At 62.9% G+C, this 17,159-nt stretch carries 16 protein-coding genes; 4 read left to right on the forward strand and 12 right to left on the reverse strand.

Annotated elements, in window-relative coordinates; all coding sequences use genetic code 11:
* Positions 1 to 21: 21 nt before the first annotated feature.
* The 7 genes from QD408_RS00510 to QD408_RS00540 all read right to left on the reverse strand — a co-directional run bounded on the left by QD408_RS00510 (position 22) and on the right by QD408_RS00540 (position 6,873).
* Positions 22 to 558 carry a glyoxalase superfamily protein gene (locus QD408_RS00510; RefSeq protein ID WP_414137991.1) on the reverse strand — a complete coding sequence of 179 codons (537 nt, stop codon included), beginning with the start codon at positions 556 to 558 and terminating at the stop codon, positions 22 to 24.
* Positions 559 to 747: 189 nt separating this feature from the next.
* Entirely contained in the window at positions 748 to 1,926 is a 1,179-nt protein-coding gene (locus QD408_RS00515; RefSeq protein WP_414137992.1) for a GGDEF domain-containing protein, read from the reverse strand.
* Between the two features lie 184 nt (positions 1,927 to 2,110).
* Positions 2,111 to 3,151 carry a dihydroorotase gene (gene pyrC / locus QD408_RS00520; protein WP_414137993.1) on the reverse strand — a complete coding sequence of 347 codons (1,041 nt, stop codon included), beginning with the start codon at positions 3,149 to 3,151 and terminating at the stop codon, positions 2,111 to 2,113.
* 71 nt (positions 3,152 to 3,222) lie between these two features.
* The gene (locus QD408_RS00525) at positions 3,223 to 3,855 is read right to left on the reverse strand and encodes a nucleoside triphosphate hydrolase (RefSeq protein ID WP_414137994.1); all 633 of its coding nucleotides are present in this window, start codon (positions 3,853 to 3,855) and stop codon (positions 3,223 to 3,225) included.
* On the reverse strand, positions 3,852 to 4,634 hold the full coding sequence (locus QD408_RS00530) for an ATP-binding cassette domain-containing protein (RefSeq protein WP_088684572.1): 783 nt from the start codon (positions 4,632 to 4,634) through the stop codon (positions 3,852 to 3,854). Before QD408_RS00530 ends, QD408_RS00525 begins: the two co-directional genes overlap by 4 nt.
* A 2-nt stretch (positions 4,635 to 4,636) precedes the next feature.
* Positions 4,637 to 5,701: an ABC transporter permease gene (locus QD408_RS00535; protein ID WP_088684571.1), complete on the reverse strand. Its 1,065-nt coding sequence runs from the start codon at positions 5,699 to 5,701 to the stop codon at positions 4,637 to 4,639.
* A 152-nt stretch (positions 5,702 to 5,853) separates the two neighbouring features.
* Positions 5,854 to 6,873, reverse strand: a complete 1,020-nt coding sequence (locus tag QD408_RS00540; RefSeq protein ID WP_088676967.1) for a sugar ABC transporter substrate-binding protein — start codon at positions 6,871 to 6,873, stop codon at positions 5,854 to 5,856.
* Positions 6,874 to 7,086: 213 nt separating this feature from the next.
* On the opposite strand from QD408_RS00540, the gene QD408_RS00545 reads away from it, so the two are divergent.
* A complete protein-coding gene (locus tag QD408_RS00545) occupies positions 7,087 to 8,334 on the forward strand; it encodes an ROK family transcriptional regulator (protein WP_414137995.1) in 1,248 nt (415 codons plus the stop codon).
* Complete coding sequence (locus QD408_RS00550) at positions 8,318 to 8,791, forward strand: RbsD/FucU family protein (RefSeq protein ID WP_414137996.1); 474 nt, start codon at positions 8,318 to 8,320, stop codon at positions 8,789 to 8,791. The genes QD408_RS00545 and QD408_RS00550 overlap by 17 nt, the downstream gene beginning before the upstream one ends.
* A 13-nt stretch (positions 8,792 to 8,804) precedes the next feature.
* On the opposite strand, the gene QD408_RS00555 is transcribed toward QD408_RS00550, so the two are convergent.
* Positions 8,805 to 9,290, reverse strand: coding sequence for a RidA family protein (locus QD408_RS00555; RefSeq protein ID WP_414137997.1), 486 nt, complete (start codon positions 9,288 to 9,290; stop codon positions 8,805 to 8,807).
* Positions 9,291 to 9,381: 91 nt separating this feature from the next.
* Positions 9,382 to 9,813 (reverse strand): cupin domain-containing protein, encoded by a 432-nt coding sequence (locus tag QD408_RS00560; protein WP_088684567.1) that lies wholly within the window; start codon positions 9,811 to 9,813, stop codon positions 9,382 to 9,384.
* 119 nt (positions 9,814 to 9,932) lie between these two features.
* Between QD408_RS00560 and QD408_RS00565 the strand changes: the two genes are divergently transcribed.
* Together QD408_RS00565 and QD408_RS00570 are read left to right on the forward strand one after the other, a co-directional pair.
* Entirely contained in the window at positions 9,933 to 11,465 is a 1,533-nt protein-coding gene (locus QD408_RS00565) for a winged helix-turn-helix domain-containing tetratricopeptide repeat protein (protein ID WP_414137998.1), read from the forward strand.
* Between the two features lie 346 nt (positions 11,466 to 11,811).
* Positions 11,812 to 13,359, forward strand: coding sequence for a putative bifunctional diguanylate cyclase/phosphodiesterase (locus tag QD408_RS00570; RefSeq protein WP_414137999.1), 1,548 nt, complete (start codon positions 11,812 to 11,814; stop codon positions 13,357 to 13,359).
* A gap of 64 nt (positions 13,360 to 13,423) precedes the next feature.
* Here QD408_RS00570 and QD408_RS00575 read toward each other — a convergent pair whose 3' ends face one another.
* The 3 genes from QD408_RS00575 to QD408_RS00585 form a co-directional block, all read right to left on the reverse strand.
* Positions 13,424 to 14,461: a 4-hydroxyproline epimerase gene (locus QD408_RS00575; protein ID WP_414138000.1), complete on the reverse strand. Its 1,038-nt coding sequence runs from the start codon at positions 14,459 to 14,461 to the stop codon at positions 13,424 to 13,426.
* Between the two features lie 51 nt (positions 14,462 to 14,512).
* Positions 14,513 to 15,763, reverse strand: coding sequence for an NAD(P)/FAD-dependent oxidoreductase (locus QD408_RS00580; RefSeq protein ID WP_414138001.1), 1,251 nt, complete (start codon positions 15,761 to 15,763; stop codon positions 14,513 to 14,515).
* Positions 15,764 to 15,840: 77 nt separating this feature from the next.
* A complete protein-coding gene (locus tag QD408_RS00585; RefSeq protein WP_414138002.1) occupies positions 15,841 to 17,118 on the reverse strand; it encodes an alpha/beta hydrolase in 1,278 nt (425 codons plus the stop codon).
* Between the last annotated feature and the right edge of the window lie 41 nt (positions 17,119 to 17,159).

Raw genomic sequence — 17,159 nt, forward strand, 5'->3', positions numbered from 1 at the left:
GCAACGCCCTGCGCCGCGCGGTCACTTCTGCTCGCAAAAGACAACGCGATTGCTGAAAGGATCTATGACGGTCATCTCGAGCCCCCAGGGCGCGTCCTCCACGCCGGGCTTCATATAGCGGTAGTCCTTGCCTGAAAGCTCGGCGTGGTAGGCGCGCACGTTCGCGACGCGGACGAAAGCCTTGGCGCCGGGGCTCGCATCCCCGGAATGTTCGCTCAAGTGCAGCGCCATGCCGTCCCGCGAGACCTGGCAATAGAGGGGGAAATTGTCGCCGAAGCGGTGTTCCCAATCGAGATTGAAGCCAAGGAAGCCGCAATAGAATTCCATGGCCTTTTCGACGGAGAAGATGCGGAAGATCGGCATCGGCGGCTCGATGCCCACTGTGGAGCGGGCAGCACCGGCCGTATCGATCTTCGCCGAGAGGATGTTCCATTGATCGAACCCGAACTGCCGGGCGACGATTTCGAGCGCCTCGCTGTGGGTCAGCGAAATATCGCGGTCTGCAAGGGCCTGCCGCAAAGTCTTTGCCATGAGCTTGGCATCGCGAAAATCGCGCATGATGTCATCCTTCCGTTGGCGGCAAACAGGACGATCAGTGCCCGCGTCTGCTGACCCGTTCGCCATCGATCGCCAAACGGCAAGGGATGTGAAGGATGTTTCTGGATGCATTCACCATAACGCCGAAACGTCGCGGGGCGGCTGGCCGCATCCGGCCGAGGACAATATTATGAGGGCGCCGGTCCGGAATCAAGACGCCGTGCGCGATGCCTCGACCGGAACCGCCTGCAGGTGGCCGGCAAGCTCCACCCGATTGCGGCCGCCGCGCTTGGCGGCGTAGAGCGCCTTGTCGGCGGCACTCAACATGGCGTCGAAATCCAACGCATTCGAGCGGCCGGGGGCGACACCGACGCTGACCGTACATTTCAGCGTCTCGCCGTCGACCGGGATTTCACGAGCCTCGAAGGCGCGGCGAATACGCTCGGCCGCGAGTTCCGCCCGGCCGGGCATGATTTCCTTCATCACCAGCGCGAACTCTTCGCCGCCGAGCCGGGCTGCGGTATCTCCTGCGCGGCAATGGGCTGACAGTTCGGCGGCAAAAACCTTGAGAACATGGTCGCCGGCGGCATGGCCGAAGCGGTCGTTGACGGATTTGAAATGATCGATATCGAAGACGATGACGGCGGTGGTCGTGCCCATCGGGCGCGTGCCGTATTCGTCGAAGAGGGCACGACGGTTGAGCAGGCCGGTCAGCGGATCGGTGATCGCCTCTAGACGATGGCGGGCGGCGAGCCGCCACTGATGCAGCGCCAGCGACAGCGCGCCGATCCCGGTCATGCCGGCGATGCAAACGGCAAGGCTCAGATCCTCCGCCCAGTTGTTGGGAGCTTTGCCAAGCACCAGCTTTCCGTCGGAGATCAACACGGCGGAGCAAAGCACGAAGGAAATCGCCGTCAGCGTATAAAGCGCCGTGATGCCGAGGATCGGCGCCGGCGCCTCGGCGCGGGCGAGCCAATATTGGCGCGCGGTGGCAAAGAGCAGGAAGGCGATGGCGAGGTTCTCAGCCATGAAGGCCAGGCCGTCGTAACCCGATATCATCGGCGGAACCGAGAAGGCCATCGCCGCGAGCGCGCGCAGGAAAATGGAAGCGAAGGACAGGCGACCGGTGCAGAACTGATGACCGGCACCCCAGATGGCGGCGAAACCGGCTTGGAACAGCACGAAATTGGCCACGCCAAGCCACTTGTCCGGCGTATTCACATAGGCGCTGTAGACGAAAATGCCGCTGACGACGAGGACGAGACCGATGGTCGCGGTCAGCAACACCGTTTCGGCTCGGCGGGCGAGCCAACTGCCCATCAGCGTCACGGCCAGACATGCCGCCGAAACACCCAGCGCCAGCAGGAGGGAGTTGTAATCAAGCATCATGCTTCAATCTCCGCGGCTACCGCCGCGCCGGATAATGTTCACAGCTCATCTGTCGGTGATCAGGAATGTCTTACGCATTCCGTTAAAAAATCATGCACTGCACAAAGCAAATGTTACGGATTTAACACCGAAGCTGGGGTTTTGGGCAAAAATCTATTTAAAATTGAATGCGCCGAGGCAAAATTCAGAGCTGAGCCCGCCAGTGCAGCGGAAACATGGGATCGAAAACCGTCACCGGACCCGCGCCGGTTTCTATCTTCGCGGGAAAAACAACCGGCTCGGCTTGCCTTGACAGCGTCATGCGTTCGTCGTTCGGCGCAAGCCCGTACCAGGCCGGCCCGTTCAGCGATGTGAAGGCTTCGAGCCTGTCCAGAGCGCCCTCCTCCTCGAAAACATGAGCAAGGCAGCTCATCGTATTGATCGAGGTGTAGATGCCGGCGCAGCCGCAGGCACATTCCTTCAGCGGATCGACATGCGGGGCGGAATCGGTGCCGAGGAAGAAGCGGGCGTCGCCGCTGGTGGCCGCCGCGCGCAGAGCTAGCCGGTGATTTTCGCGCTTGGCGACCGGCAGGCAGTAGTAATGCGGGCGGATGCCGCCGACGAGGATGGCGTTACGGTTGATGATCAGATGATGGGTGGTGATCGAGCCGGCGAGATTTGATTTGGCGGCCTTGATGTAATCGATACCATCCGATGTCGTCACATGCTCCATCGTCACCTTCAGCTCGGGCAGGCGCTTGCGCAGCGGATCGAGCACGGTCTCGATGAAGACGGCCTCGCGGTCGAAGATATCGACGTCGGGCGTCGTCACCTCGCCATGGACACAGAGCGGCAGGCCAATCTCAGCCATGCGCTCCAGCACCGGCATCGCCTTTTCCATGTCGCGCACGCCGCCATGCGAATTGGTGGTGGCGCCGGCGGGATAAAGCTTGACGGCGGTGATGAGGCCGCTTCTGGCGCCCTCTTCCACATCGTCGGGGCTGGTATGCTCGGTGAGATAAAGCGTCATCAGCGGCTGGAAGCTATGGCCCTCCGGCAGCGCCTTGAGGATGCGCTCGCGATAGGCTTTCGCATCCGCGGTCGTGACGACGGGCGGCACGAGATTGGGCATGATGATGGCGCGGGCGAAGGTGCGGCTCGTATCGGCGATCACGCCTTCCAGCATGGCGCCGTCGCGCAGATGCAGGTGCCAGTCGTCAGGGCGGCGGATGGTGATCGATTGCATGGCAGACCTCCGAAGCGATGCGTCTGCGGCCTGATACCACCATCCATCATATTAAGACAATCGCCGCGGCATCACGCCAGCGCGATCTCCAGCGTGACATCGGCGGGGCGGCGGTTTTCGAGGATCAGCCGGCCATTCGGCAGGTCGTTGCCGTAGACCTTGGCGCTCGCCTCCTCCTCGGTCAGCCTATAACCGCGCCAGCGATCCCAAAGGCGCTCTTCCAGTACCTCGATCGGCGGGGCGAGCATGATGGTGTAATCGAAGATGCCGTCGAGTTCGGCCCATTTGCCCTGGGTGAAGAGCAGATAATTGCCTTCGATGATGATGAAGCGGTCCTTCGGATCGATCGGGCGGGCAGAGGCGATCGCAAGCTCGCGCGAGCGGTCGAAGACGGGCACGAGAACTTCCTGATCTGCGGGGCGAACGGCGCGGACGATATCGAGGAAGCCGCGGACATCAAAGGTTTCCGGAATGCCCTTGCGGGCAAGCAGGCCGCGTTCGATGAGAATCGCGTTGTCCATGTGGAAACCATCCATCGGCAGCACCGCGACGCTCTCGCCCTTCGCCTTCAGGGCGTCGGCGAGATTGTCGGCCATGGTCGATTTGCCGGCGCCGGGCGGCCCGGCGATGGCGATCAGGAAACGTTTGGCATCACCGGCGCGGTTTAGAACCTCGCCGGCAATTTCGTCGACGCTCGCCGTCATGCAGCGACTGGCTCCGTCGGCACCGCCTTGGCGCCGGTCATGAAGGCGACGGCGTCCGACATGGTGTATTCCTTCGGATCGATCACCGTGAGGCGCCGGCCGAGACGGTGGATATGGATGCGGTCGGCCACCTCGAAGACATGCGGCATGTTGTGGGAAATCAGCACGATCGGCAGGCCGCGAGCGCGCACGTCGAGGATCAGTTCCAGCACGCGCCGGCTTTCCTTGACGCCGAGGGCCGCCGTCGGTTCGTCCATGATGATGACCTTCGAGCCGAAGGCGGCGGCGCGGGCGACGGCCACACCCTGGCGCTGGCCGCCCGAGAGCGTCTCCACCGCCTGGTTGATGTTCTGGATGGTCATCAGGCCGAGTTCGGTCAGCTTGTTGCGCGCCAGCTTTTCCATGGCCGGCCGGTCGAGCATGCGGAACAGCGAACCGAGCGGACCGGGTTTGCGGATCTCGCGGCCGAGGAACATGTTGTCGGCGATCGACAGCGCCGGCGACAGAGCGAGGTTCTGATAGACGGTTTCGATGCCGGCCTCGCGCGCTTCCATCGGCGAGCGGAACTGCACCTGCTTGCCTTCGAGCGTGATCACGCCCTCGTCCGGGGTGACGGCGCCCGAGATCGCCTTGATCAGCGAGGACTTGCCGGCGCCGTTATCGCCGATGACGGCAAGGATTTCACCGGGGTAGAGGTCGAAATCGGCATTGTCGAGCGCGGTCACGCGGCCATAACGCTTGACCAGACCGCGGGCGGTGAGAAGGGGTTCGCGAGCCATGATTACACCGAAACCTTTCTGATCCACTGGTCGATGGCGACGGCGGCGATGATCAGCACGCCCGTCAAAAGGACTTTCCATTGCGGATCGGCGCCGAGCATGTTGAGGCCCATCGACACGACGCCGACGATCATTGCGCCGAAGAGCGTGCCGAGAATGGAGCCGCGGCCGCCGAAGAGCGAGATGCCGCCGATGACAGTCGCGGTGATCGCCTGGAGGTTATAATCAGTCACCGCCGAGGAGGGCGAGATCGAGCCGTTGCGGCCGATCGAGACCCAGGCGGCGAAGGCGGCGATGACGCCCGAGATCGTATAGACGGTGAGCAGCACCTTCTTGGTCTGGATGCCGGAGAGCTTGGCCGCTTCCGGATCGTCGCCGACCGCATAGACATGCCGGCCCCAGGCGGTGTGATTGAGCACGTACCAGAGCAGGAGGACGAGCAGCACCATGGCGATGACGCCGAGCGTCAGCACGGCGCTGCCGAGCCTGAAGCTCGCGGCGAAAAGATGCAGCAGCGGCGCCTGTTCGTCGACGTCGGTGTCGCGGATCGTCTCATTGGCGGAATAGATGAAATTCGTCGCCATGACGATGTTCCAGGTGCCGAGCGTGACGATGAAGGGCGGCAGTTTCATGAAGGCGACGAGGGCGCCGTTCAGCAAGCCGCACAGACCGCCGACGACAAGGCCTACGAGAACCGCAACCGGTGTCGGAATGCCGTATGTAATCGCGACATTGCCCATGATGACGGCTGAGATCACCATGATGACGCCGATCGAAAGATCGATGCCGGCGGTCAGGATGACGAGCGTCTGGGCGGCGCCGAGAATGCCGACGATGGCGATCTGCTGCAGGATCAGCGTCAATGTGTATGACGAGAAGAACCGTCCGCCGATCGCGATCCCGAAGATGATGATCGATAGTACCAATACGATCAGCGGCACGGCGGCCGGCGTCGAGTGCAGAAAATGCTGTGCCCGCTTGATCAGCGAGACATCCTGGTGCTCGAAGGAGGCGACGTTCTTGTCGCTGCCGTCGAGGACGCGTTCGAATTCCTGTGCTCCGGTCATGGTTCCTCCTCCGCATCCGCGCGCCGAACCCGCGCGGAGGCCGTCACCCTGTTCATCCGTTCATTGCTTTAGCCGGTGGGGCGACGGCACATCGTCCGTCCAAAACGGCCGGGGATCAAGCCCCGGCCGTTTCTCTTTCAATCAGACAGGGCTCAGCCCCAGCACTTATCCGTGCCTTCCTTGGTGTCGATCGACTTTACGCCGGAAACCGGCTTGTCGGTGACGAGCGAGACGCCGGTGTCGAAGAAGGACTTGCCTTCGGTCGGCTTCGGCTTTTCACCCGAGTCGGCGAACTTCTTGATCGCCTCGATGCCGAGCGACGCCATCAGCAGCGGATACTGCTGCGAGGTGGCGCCGATGACGCCTTCCTTGACCGACTTGACGCCCGGGCAACCGCCGTCGACCGAGACGATCAGCACGTTCTTTTCCATGCCGACGGCCTTCAGCGCCTGATAGGCGCCGACAGCGGCCGGTTCGTTGATCGTGTGAATGACGTTGATGCCGGGGTCTTTCTGCAGAAGGTTTTCCATGGCCTTGCGGCCGCCTTCTTCATTGCCGTTGGTCACGTCATGGCCGACGATGCGCTTGTCGTCTTCGTCGCCGATCTTGTCCGGGTTCTTCGGGTCGATGCCGAAGCCGATCATGAAGCCCTGGTCGCGCAGAACGTCGACCGTCGGCTGCGACGGCGTCAGGTCGAGGAAGCCGACCTTGGCATCCGCGGCCTTGTCGCCGAGGGTTTCCTTGGCCCACTGGCCGATCAGCTTGCCGGCGAGCAGGTTGTCGGTGGCGAAGGTGGCGTCGGCGGCATCGGCCGGCTCGAGCGGCGTGTCGAGCGCGATGACCAGCAGGCCGGCGTCGCGGGCCTTCTTGACCGCAGGCACGATGCCCTTGGTGTCCGAAGCCGTCAGCAGGATGCCCTTTGCGCCGTCGGCAATGCAGCTTTCGATCGCCGCAACCTGGCTTTCGCTGTCACCGTCGATCTTGCCGGCGTAGGACTTCAGCGAGACGCCGAGTTCCTTGGCCTTGGCCGTCGCACCTTCCTTCATCTTGACGAAGAAGGGGTTGGTGTCGGTCTTGGTGATGAGGCAGGCGGAAACGTCTGCCGCCATCGCCGGAGCGGAGAAAGCGACACCGAGCGCGAGCGCGCCGAAAGCGAGAACTGATTTCTTCATGGAACTCCTCCCAGAGTTTGCCGGCGCCGCCCCTGCGGGACCGGAATTTACAGACGGCACTCGGAGGCTTCAAAGCCGTCCCGTGCCCTTGACGATGGCAATTAAGAGCGAAAAGAAATCCGCTTGTCAATAAATAAATCCAATTGAATTATTAATTCGATGTGGCATGCTCGGCGAAAATCAGGCATAGGCCAACGATCGGGAGGAGCGGCCATGTCGTCCTTGGATGGACCGGAAAACATACCGGTCCCGCCACCAATTCTCAGTCCGGCCGGGGGTGCGAACCAGGTCAGGGTGCGGGCCTATAACGAGCGGCTCGTGCTGTCGCTGGTGCGTCTCTACGGCGGGCTTTCGAAAGCCGATATCGCGCGCCGGACCGGGCTTTCGGCGCAGACCGTCTCCGTCATCATGCGGGTCCTGGAAAAGGAAGGGCTGCTTCTGCGCGGGGCGCCGATCCGCGGCCGCGTCGGCCAGCCGTCGATCCCGATGCACCTCAATCCCGACGCCGTCTATTCCTTCGGCCTGAAGATGGGCCGCCGCAGCGCCGACCTGGTGCTGATGGATTTCGTCGGCCGCATCCGCATGCAGCTGCACCAGACCTATGCCTATCCGCTGCCCCAGGAAATCCTCGCTTTCGTCACGTCGGGCATTCAGGAACTGGAAGGCCGGCTCGACGAGAAGCAGCGCGGCCGCATTGCCGGCCTCGGCATCGCCGCGCCTTTCGAGCTCTGGAACTGGGCCGAGGAGGTGGGCGCGCCGCCGGGCGCCATGGAGGTGTGGCGAGAAGTCGACCTGCAGGCGGAAATCGCCGCGCGCGTTTCCCATCCCGTCTTCCTGCAGAACGACGCGACCAGCGCCTGCGGCGCCGAACTCGTCTTCGGCGTCGGGCCGTCCTATCCCGATTTCGTCTATTTCTTCATCGGTTCCTTCATCGGCGGCGGCATCGTCTTGAATTCGGCGATCTTTTCCGGCCGCACCGGCACGGCGGGCGCGATCGGCCCGCTGCCAGTGCGCGGCAAGAACGGCGAGACGATGCAGCTGCTCGAAATCGCCTCGATCTTCGTGCTCGAAAACATGCTGCGCGAGCGCGGTGTCGATCCGCAGCCGCTCTGGTATTCCGCCGACGACTGGGTGGATTTCGGCGAGCCGATGGAGACCTGGATACAGGACAGCGCCAAGGCACTGGCGCAGGCGATCGTGGCCGCCGCCTCGATCGTCGATTTCAGCGCAGCGGTGATCGACGGCGGCTTTCCCAACTGGGTGCGCAGCCGCGTCGTGCAGGCGACGATCACGGAAGCCGCCAAGCTCGACCTGCAGGGCGTCGTCATGCCCGATATCATCGAAGGCATGGTCGGCGCCCAGGCACGCGCCATCGGCGGCGCAAGCCTGCCGATCTTCGCGCGTTACCTCACAGACCAAAACGTACTCTTCAAGGAGGTTGACCATGCTGAAGGGACTTGATCCGCTTCTGAGCCCGGAATTGCTTTTCACGCTTCGCGCCATGGGCCATGGCGACGAGATCGCCATCGTCGACGGCAATTATCCGGGCGTCGAACACGCCCGCCGGCTGATCCGCCTCGACGGCCACCGCCTCATCCCGGTTCTGAACGCCGTGCTCAGCGTATTGCCGATCGACGATTTCGTACCCGAAGCGATCTTCCGCTCCACCGTCAAGGCGGAGCGCGACAGGCTCGATCCCGTGCACGAGGAGATGATCGACTGCTGCGCCCGCCACGAGCCGCACCGGCAGGTCGTACCGCTCCTCGGCCAAGACTTTTACGGCCGGGTGCGGGCCGCCCATGCGGTGATCCAGACCAGCGAGCCCAGACTCTATGCCAACATCATCCTGCGCAAGGGGGTGATCTACCCGAAGGAGGCAGGCGCGCAGGCGGCCGACGTCGATCCGTTTGTCTACTGAAGGGTCGGGCGTTTCAGTCACCATCGATTTCGACTTCCGCTTCGCAGTTCACGGGCGCATTCAATGGGATGACCATGCCGATTGAGGAGCGTGCATGGGCGCCAACGTCGGGACCATACAGTTCCAGAATCAGATCGGAATAGCCGTTGGTAACGAGCGGCGTCTCGTTGAAGCCCGGAGCGACATTCACCATGGCGAAGACGCGCAGCCAAGCGGTCACCCGATCGAGGTCTCCGATGGCCCGCTTGAGACTGGCAAGATGGGCCAGCGCGACGAGCCGCGCCGAGGCGTAACCCTCCTCCGGCGAAACCTCGGCACCCACCTTGCCAAGGGGATTTGCCAGTGTTCCATCGCGGTTACACGCGACGTGACCCGAAATGTAAGCGCGGGTGCCGCGCAGGCGAACCCAAGCGAACGGCATGCGCAGCCCGTCGCGAACCTTCAAAGGCTCGGGCAATTCCAGGCCCATTTCGGCCAGACGTTGCTCGATGATAGTCATCATGCACCTCCCAGTGTGATCAGAGTATGGCGCGCCAAACGGGGCGCCGGCCTGCAACCTGGAACCACTGCACAGTTCCGGGCGACATGCCTCAGGGGACGGTCGCGTCGAGCTCCGGCATCAGAACGACGCTCTCATTGGCCGCGGGATCGTTACGCGCACCGAGGAACTCGGCGTCTTCGCTACTGCGGTTGACGGCCACGTGCGGAACGCCGGCCGGAATCAACAGGTAGTCGCCCGGCCGGACGGTTTCGCGCCGTTCGAGCGCTGCGCCGGACCAGATCTCGATTTCCTGGCCTGCCGTCATTAAAAGGGCCGTCTCGTGCCCCTCATGACGATGGGCGCTGGTTCGTCTGCCTGCGGGAAGGGAAATCATGCCAAGCCACAGTATGGTTGATCCGGCACTTTCTGCCGAGACGCCCGAGCGATAGACCGATCCCTGCTTGGCGACATGGCTGCCGCTGCCGCGAACGACCTTAGCGATAAATGCATCAGGCTTCGGCTGCATTGCTTGGTTCGTCATCGCTTACACTCCTTCGACTGCTGCAATAGAGCGGACTCTGCGCGCTCGGCCGGCGCGAGTCCTGAAGCGAGGCCGAAAAATTCCGAAAAGCTACGAAATCGGCGTATCATTCTCGCATCATGAACGCCCAACACCTCGCATTCGGCCACTTCGAGTTCACTGCCGAGAACGGATGTCTGCTCCGCGACAGCAGGCCTGTCGCCATCGGCGCCCGCGGCGCTTCGCTGCTTGCCGCTCTGCTTGCGGCAGAGGGAGGTGTGGTTTCAAAGTCAGCCCTGATGGATGCCGTGTGGCCGGGACTGACCGTCGAGGAAAGCAATCTTTCCGTTCAGATTGCTGCCCTTCGCAAACTGCTCGGCCCCGCGCAGGACGGCAGCGGCTGGATCGTCACGGTCCCACGGGTCGGATACAGATTTTTGGGCCCAGTGGAGAGCCTGACCGACAGAGCCGATGGCGGATGGCACGCGCGGGCCAGATCCAATCCGGGAATTGCCGTCCTCCCGTTCGAAAACCTCGGCGGCGATACCGAGAGACAGTATCTGGTCGAGGGTATCGCCGATGACCTGATCATGGCGCTCGCCCAATTCAGATGGTTCCGAGTCGCGTCGCGCGGGGCGAGTTTCACCAGGAGAAATGGTTCGAGAGACCCGCAGGCCGTCGCGAGCGAACTTGGCGTCGATTTCCTGGTCGACGGAGCCATACGGCATACGGGCGAACGAATCCGGATATCGGTGCACCTCGCCGACGCAATGAAAGGCGCCACCGTCTGGTCCGAACATTACGATCTTCAGCTGGACGAGGTCTTTGCGGTGCAGGACGCCATCGCCGAGCGGATCGCCGCAGCGGTCGAACCCGAGCTGCTGTTGCGCCATGGGCTTCCGGTCGCTCCGCACACGGGCAACATCACGGCCTGGGATCTCGTGCGGCAAGGCACATTCCATTTCCACAAGGTATCGCAGCCGACCCACCTTCTCGCCAGGCAATTTTTCCGCCAGGCGGCGGAACTCGACCCCATGCTTCCAGAGGCGCAGATCTGGCGGGCGCGGGTCAATGCAGGCCTCATCGCCTACGGATGGACGGAAAATTCCACCGCGGACGGGAAGGAAGGCCTGGATGCGGCGCTGCGGGCGATCTACCTCGACGCGCGCAACCCCTACTCGCACTATGCGCTGGCGATCGTGTCGGCCTATACGGGCAGGGCCGAGCAGGCGATCCTGGCAGCGGAACGCTCCATCGAACTCGGTTCGAGCTTCGCCCTGGGGCATCTCGTCCTCGGCATGGCTCGTCTTTTCTCGGGCGATGCTGCCGGCGCGCGCAAGCCCCTGGCGCGCGGTCTCGAACTCAATCCGAACGATCCGCAGAACAGGGTCTGGTTCAGCCTACTGATGCTCGCGCTGCTCTTTTCCGGTGACATCGAGGGCGCGCTCGAGACTGGGCGCACAGCGCTGAAGGCGCGACCCGACTGGCCGGCACTGCTGCGCATCCAGGCATGCTGCCACGCGGCCGCGGGACACCGTGAGCAGGCGCACCGCTTTGGTGCCGCTGCACGCGATCTTCCCGAGACTGCCGGCGATGCGCTCGGTCCATTCAGAGATGGCAACAAGGAATGGGCAACCCGTCTGAACGCGCTGTTGCGAGAGGCGGAACTTTGAAACCGGTTGGCCGGCAGACCTCAGCGCGCTTATCAGTTCGTCGACTTTCGTCCGCGGCCACCATCCGATTTACGGGAAACATATCCGTTGCACGCAGCGAAGCGCGCTATATCGCCGCCACCGCAACTCGCCATTAACCTTCGGCGATCACAAAGATATTGGGATTGCCGATGCTGGGCAGCCCGATGCACTTAACTCCGCCCGAATGAATTGCGGCGGTCTTCGGCCATGGTCCAGGAGGACGCCGATGCCGGCGTTCGGCGACGAAGGTTGTCGATTGAATATGTCGGGACGATGCGGTCCTCCGAACTGGCCATGATGGCTCTTCACACAACAGGAGCTGTTTATGTCTCGCATCCAACCTACAAGACCCCAGATCGAGGTCATTGCCTGGCTCGCGATCTTCCTGCTTCTCTTCTGCCTGTCATGGGGGCTTCATTGGCATGAGCGGCTGGATGAGTTCATCGACAACCATGACGACTATCCGCTGGACCACGCGCTCCTGGCGCTGAACATCTCCGGATTCCTGGGACTCATTTATTCCGCGCTGAGGATCAGCGATCTTTCGAGAGAGGTCAATCGCAGGCTGCAGGCCGAAAAGAACGTGGACTGGATTGCATGTCACGATACGCTTACCGAGCTGCCTAACCGCAGGTTCCTGGACTCCGTCTGCGCGCAGGCGATGAGCGACCAGAGGACACAGGAAGCCTATGCTGCATTCAGTATCGATCTCGACGGCTTCAAGAAGATCAACGATCTCCTCGGGCACGATCACGGTGACGCGGTGCTGAAGGCCGTTGCTCAGCGGCTCTCTTCCCTCTTTCCCCGAGATCGCGTTTTCCGCCTTGGCGGTGACGAATTCGTCGTTTTGGCGCGTCGCACCGGCAATGTTGATTTCGTCGCTTTGGGAGAGCGCATCGTTAGCGTGATCAGCAAGCCCGTCACATTCAACGGCGTCGCCGTCGATCTCGGCGCCAGTGTCGGCTTCGCACTTTGTCCGGAAAACGGCGATGACCTAAGCCAGGCCATTCGACATTCGGACTGCGCGATGTATGTGGCGAAAAAGCAGGGGCGCAACCTGGTGAAGCCCTTCGTCTCCTCGATGCAGGACGAGCTGGCAAAACGGATTCGCGTGGAAGCGGATTTAAGAGCCGCCATCAAGAACGCTGAAATCGTTCCCTACTATCAGCCTCTCGTGGACCTGAAGACGAATAAGATTATCGGCTTCGAGGCGCTCGCCCGCTGGAGGACGGCTTCCGGCGAATTCATCCCGCCGAGCGAATTCATTCCAGTGGCGGAGGAGGCCGGCCTGATCGTCGACCTGACGGACCAGTTGCTTCGTCATGCCTGTACCGATGCGCTTTCCTGGCCGAGCGATCTGGTTCTGTCGTTCAACCTGTCTCCGATCCAGCTGAGCGACCGGTTGCTGGGGCTCAGAATTCTCAAGATTTTGGGTGACGTCGGTCTGCCCGCGCACAGGATCGAGCTGGAAGTGACGGAGAGCGCCATCATCCAAGACGCTGTCACCGCTCGAATCGTCCTCGACGACCTGGTGAACGCGGGGGTCAGGATCGCGCTCGACGACTTCGGAACAGGCTATTCCAGCCTCTCCCAGCTCTCCAGCTATCGGTTCGACAAGATCAAGATCGACAGGAGTTTCGTCGCTTCGTTCGAAACCGATGAAAAGCAGGACAAGGTGATCAAAGCCATCATCGCTCTCGGTGCCGGACTTGGCGTGACGATAACGGCCGAAGGCATCGAAGAGGAGAGCCAGCGTCAGCGGCTTCAGGATCTGGGCTGCGACATCGGCCAAGGTTATCTGCTCGGCAGGCCGGCGCCAGCCGAGAGGCTTGCCGCAGACCAAGTCAGCGCCAGAATATCGCAACTCCGCTGACGGCACGGCGGAGAAGGTTCGCCGGGAGCGGCAATCTCAGGCAAAACTCTTCGCTGGCAAGCGGTCAGATCTCCCCGGCCGACGGGCCCCAGACATCGGTCAGCGCAAAGCCGCCGGGATGCGGGTCGAAGGGGTCGAGCGCGACCTGGGTCAGGCCGAAGGTGAAGCCGCGGCCGGTGATGGTGGGGATGACCGCCGGGCGACCGGCGACCTCGGCCACTGCCTGCAGGCCGACCTCGAATTCCGAGCCGATGATCGATTTCGAAGTGAAGCTATCGCCGACCTTGGCCTTGCCGCGGGCATAGAGGGTGGCGAGATTGGCGGAATTGCCGGTGCCGCAGGGCGAGCGGTCGGCGCGGCCCGGCCACATGGTAGTGCAGGTGCGCACCGTGCCGTCCGCCTCGGTATCGCGGAACATGACGTAGGCGACGCCCGAGATGGCCGGGATTTCGGGGTGGACGACCTTGATGTCGCGGTTGATCAGCTCTTTCAGGATCATGCCGGCCTGGACGAGACCGGCAGCATTGGCCTTTTCGATCGTCAGGTTGATCTGGCCGACATCGACGAGCGCATAGAAGATGCCGCCGTAGCAGATATCGGCCTTGATCTTCCCCCAATGCGGCGTGTCGATCTCGACGTCGAGCTCATGCACGAAGGAAGGCACCATGGTGAGCCTGACCTTCTCGCAGCGCCCATCGCGGCAGGTCGCCACCGCCTTGACGAGGCCGGCCGCGGTTTCCAGGGTCACGACCGTCTCGGGCTCCTTCATCTCGACGATGCCGGATTCGAGCAGCGCCGTGGTCACGCAGATCGAGTTCGAGCCGGAGCTTGCATGCGCCTGATCCGGCTGCAGGATGATGAAGGCGGCGTCGGCTTCCGGGTGGCGCGCCGGCAGCAGCAGGTTGACGGAGCCGATGGGCGCGCCGCGCGGCTCGAGGCAAAGGAAGCGGCGAAGCTCGTCGCCCTTCGGATCGGTGTTCAGCCAATGCAGCTGCGCGGCGATGCTGTCGCCAGGGATTTTCGGAACGCCACCGATTGCGACGCGGCCGATTTCACCTTCGGCATGAACATCCAGCAACTGGATCGTGCGCTTCCATCTCATATCGAAAACTCCAGTTCAGGGGTGACGGGTGGGGCCATCAACGCGGGTTGTTTAGTACCGGTCTATGCGGAACGGGGTGATATCGACCGCGGGCTTCGCTCCGCTCACCATATCGGCAATCAGCCGCGCTGTCGTTGCCGCATAGGTCAAGCCGAGATGGCCATGGCCGGTCGCATAGAAAACGCCTGGCATTTTCGACGAGGGAGAAATGACCGGGATCGTATCGGGCAGCGCCGGACGATGCCCCATCCATTCCGTCGTCTCTTCCGCTTTCAGGCCGGGAAGCGCACGCTGGGCATGGCGCACCAGCACCCGCGGACGGCGGAAATCGGGCGCGGCGTCGAGACCGGCAAGTTCGACATTGCCGCCGACGCGGATGCCGCCCGCCGTCGGCGTCACCATGAAGGCGCGATGCGGCCAGATCACCGAGTAACGCATCGATATGCCGGGCTTCATGATCTGGGTGTGATAACCGCGCTCGGTTTCGAGCGGGATCGGCTCCCCGAGCTTTGCGGCAAGGAAACGGGTGTGGACGCCGGCGGCGAGCACGACGGAACCGACTTCAAGACGGCGATTATCCTCCAGGAGAACGACGGCGGTGCCGTCGCCCCTGCGCTCGATATTCCGGACGGCGCCGGAGACGAAAGTCGCGCCGGCGGCCTTGGCGGCATCGGCGAGCTTCACGACGAGCTGATAGGGGTCGCGGATCGACTTGTTGTCCGGAAGCAGCACGGCTTTGGCGATAGCCGGCGACAGCGCCGGCTCGTAATATTGGATGGCGCCGTTGCTCAACACCTCGAATTCGAGACCATAGCGCTGCATCATGGCGAGACGGGCGCGATCGGCGGCGAATTCCGCCTCCGTCTCGTAGATCGCCAGGCACCCCTCCTCCGTCATCAATTCGGGCGCGCCGATCGCCTGCAGCATCTCCCTGAAATCGCCGAGCGCCCGGTGAGACAGGCTCATACCGGCATCCTCAATTTCCCTCAGGCGCGAAGGCCGGCCGGCGGCGAGGAAGCGCAGGAACCAGGGCAGCATCTTTGCCGCATAGGAGGGCCTGAGCCAGACCGGCCCTTCGGGATCGAGCAGCCAGCCGGGAATCTTCCTCCATGTCGAAGGGCCGGAACTGGCGGCAAAATCGAGCGCAATGCTCGCCATATTGCCGAAGGAGGTGCCGCGCCCCGGCTCACCCTTATCGATCAGCGTCACCTGCAGGCCGCGCCGCTGCAACTCGAAAGCGATCGACGCGCCGATCACGCCCGCACCGACGACGGCCACCGTCTTCTTCGTCTCATCCGCCATGTCATCAACCCATCGCACGGCAGCAGATTGCCGCAGCGAGACTGATATATCACATCGGCGGCGATGCCTACGGATTTTTACTGGCTTTCGGGCAGGCCCGCACCGACGCTGTCGCCAACCGAGCCGACGGTATTGTTCATCGATTGGCCGAGACGTTTCAGCTGAGCGTCGTAGTTGCGCCGGGTGCGCGGATCGAAGATCGCAATCGGCGTGCTGACCGCGACGCTGACGGCGCTTCCGGCGGTCTGGGCAGCCCCCATCGCCACAGCGCCGACGGCTTCGCCGAGGCCGACATTCGAATCGGTAATGGTCTGGCCGGCAATCAGCCGGTCGCCGATCAGCTTCACCACTTCCGGGCTTTCGGCGAATTTGCCGTGGTTCAGGCGATCGCCGCCCTTGAGCTTGGTGAGATCGAGCACGGTGATGCCGGCCGCCTCGAGCTTGCTGCGGTAGGGCTCGGCGGAGGGATCGATCTGGCCGAGGCGATCGACATTGCCGGAGATGCGCCGCGACAGGGCCAGAGCGCGGTCATCCTGGGAGACGAAGATGGTGAAATGCGGCCGGTCCTTGCCGAGGCTTGCGAACTGGCGGCCGAAGACGTCGACATCGAGATCGGGCGAGGCGAGGATGACATTGTTGATCTTGGAAGCGACGTGACCGTTGCGGATCGCCATCTGCCGGAGCGCTTCGACGGTCAGCCACGTGCCCATCGAATGGGCCATGATGGTCACGTCGCTGACGGCGGGATTGGCGGCGGTGCGGGTCAACAATTCCTCCAGCGCGTCGCGGGAATAATTGGTGCTTTCCTTGTCGTAATTGTAATCGAAGATGCTGGCGCGCGAAGGCCAGGTGAAGACGACAGGCGCAACGTCGGCATGCGAATCATGGACGATCTGCGCAAAGCGGTAGACGGCGTCTTCGTAGCGATTGTTGAAACCGTGCACGAAAACGAGCACGCGCCGGCTCTTCGGCATATGCGTCTTCAACCAGGTCTCGCCCGCCCGCTCGCCTTCCAGCGGATCGACGGAAACGGTGACGAAGTCGCGCAGCGGATCGGCCGGCAGGCGCTTCGGCCATTGCACCTGGCCGACCTTGCGATTGGCGTCCGGCGGAATGGAGACATCGACGGCGTTGACGGCCAAGCCGGTGCCGCGTTCGCCGGAGAAGAGCACGGCGGGATTGTCGTCGGCGGCACGCGTCGTCGCGACGAGAAGGTCGACCTTCGAGGTGCCCGGCGGCACGCTGCCGGCAGCCTGCATGACACCAACCGGCCTGCCGCCGCAGCCGGCGAGCGCCATTGCTGCAACGAGAAGACCTGTCAGGGCCGCATGCGAGGCGCGCCATTTGCCGATCATGGCCAAACTCCAACCGGTGCGCGCACCGGACAGGAGGCGCC

Source organism: Rhizobium sp. BR 249, assembly GCF_047445895.1.
Classification (GTDB): Bacteria; Pseudomonadota; Alphaproteobacteria; order Rhizobiales; family Rhizobiaceae; genus Rhizobium.

Bases quoted from the DNA above. Each gene is read 5' to 3' on its own strand.
- QD408_RS00510 (WP_414137991.1), bottom strand. From the start codon at position 558: ATGCGCGATTTTCGCGATGCCAAGCTCATGGCAAAGACTTTGCGGCAG.
- QD408_RS00515 (WP_414137992.1), bottom strand. From the start codon at position 1,926: ATGATGCTTGATTACAACTCCCTCCTGCTGGCGCTGGGTGTTTCGGCG.
- pyrC (WP_414137993.1), bottom strand. From the start codon at position 3,151: ATGCAATCGATCACCATCCGCCGCCCTGACGACTGGCACCTGCATCTG.
- QD408_RS00525 (WP_414137994.1), bottom strand. From the start codon at position 3,855: ATGACGGCGAGCGTCGACGAAATTGCCGGCGAGGTTCTAAACCGCGCC.
- QD408_RS00530 (WP_088684572.1), bottom strand. From the start codon at position 4,634: ATGGCTCGCGAACCCCTTCTCACCGCCCGCGGTCTGGTCAAGCGTTAT.
- QD408_RS00535 (WP_088684571.1), bottom strand. From the start codon at position 5,701: ATGACCGGAGCACAGGAATTCGAACGCGTCCTCGACGGCAGCGACAAG.
- QD408_RS00540 (WP_088676967.1), bottom strand. From the start codon at position 6,873: ATGAAGAAATCAGTTCTCGCTTTCGGCGCGCTCGCGCTCGGTGTCGCT.
- QD408_RS00545 (WP_414137995.1), top strand. From the start codon at position 7,087: ATGTCGTCCTTGGATGGACCGGAAAACATACCGGTCCCGCCACCAATT.
- QD408_RS00550 (WP_414137996.1), top strand. From the start codon at position 8,318: ATGCTGAAGGGACTTGATCCGCTTCTGAGCCCGGAATTGCTTTTCACG.
- QD408_RS00555 (WP_414137997.1), bottom strand. From the start codon at position 9,290: ATGACTATCATCGAGCAACGTCTGGCCGAAATGGGCCTGGAATTGCCC.
- QD408_RS00560 (WP_088684567.1), bottom strand. From the start codon at position 9,813: ATGACGAACCAAGCAATGCAGCCGAAGCCTGATGCATTTATCGCTAAG.
- QD408_RS00565 (WP_414137998.1), top strand. From the start codon at position 9,933: ATGAACGCCCAACACCTCGCATTCGGCCACTTCGAGTTCACTGCCGAG.
- QD408_RS00570 (WP_414137999.1), top strand. From the start codon at position 11,812: ATGTCTCGCATCCAACCTACAAGACCCCAGATCGAGGTCATTGCCTGG.
- QD408_RS00575 (WP_414138000.1), bottom strand. From the start codon at position 14,461: ATGAGATGGAAGCGCACGATCCAGTTGCTGGATGTTCATGCCGAAGGT.
- QD408_RS00580 (WP_414138001.1), bottom strand. From the start codon at position 15,763: ATGGCGGATGAGACGAAGAAGACGGTGGCCGTCGTCGGTGCGGGCGTG.
- QD408_RS00585 (WP_414138002.1), bottom strand. From the start codon at position 17,118: ATGATCGGCAAATGGCGCGCCTCGCATGCGGCCCTGACAGGTCTTCTC.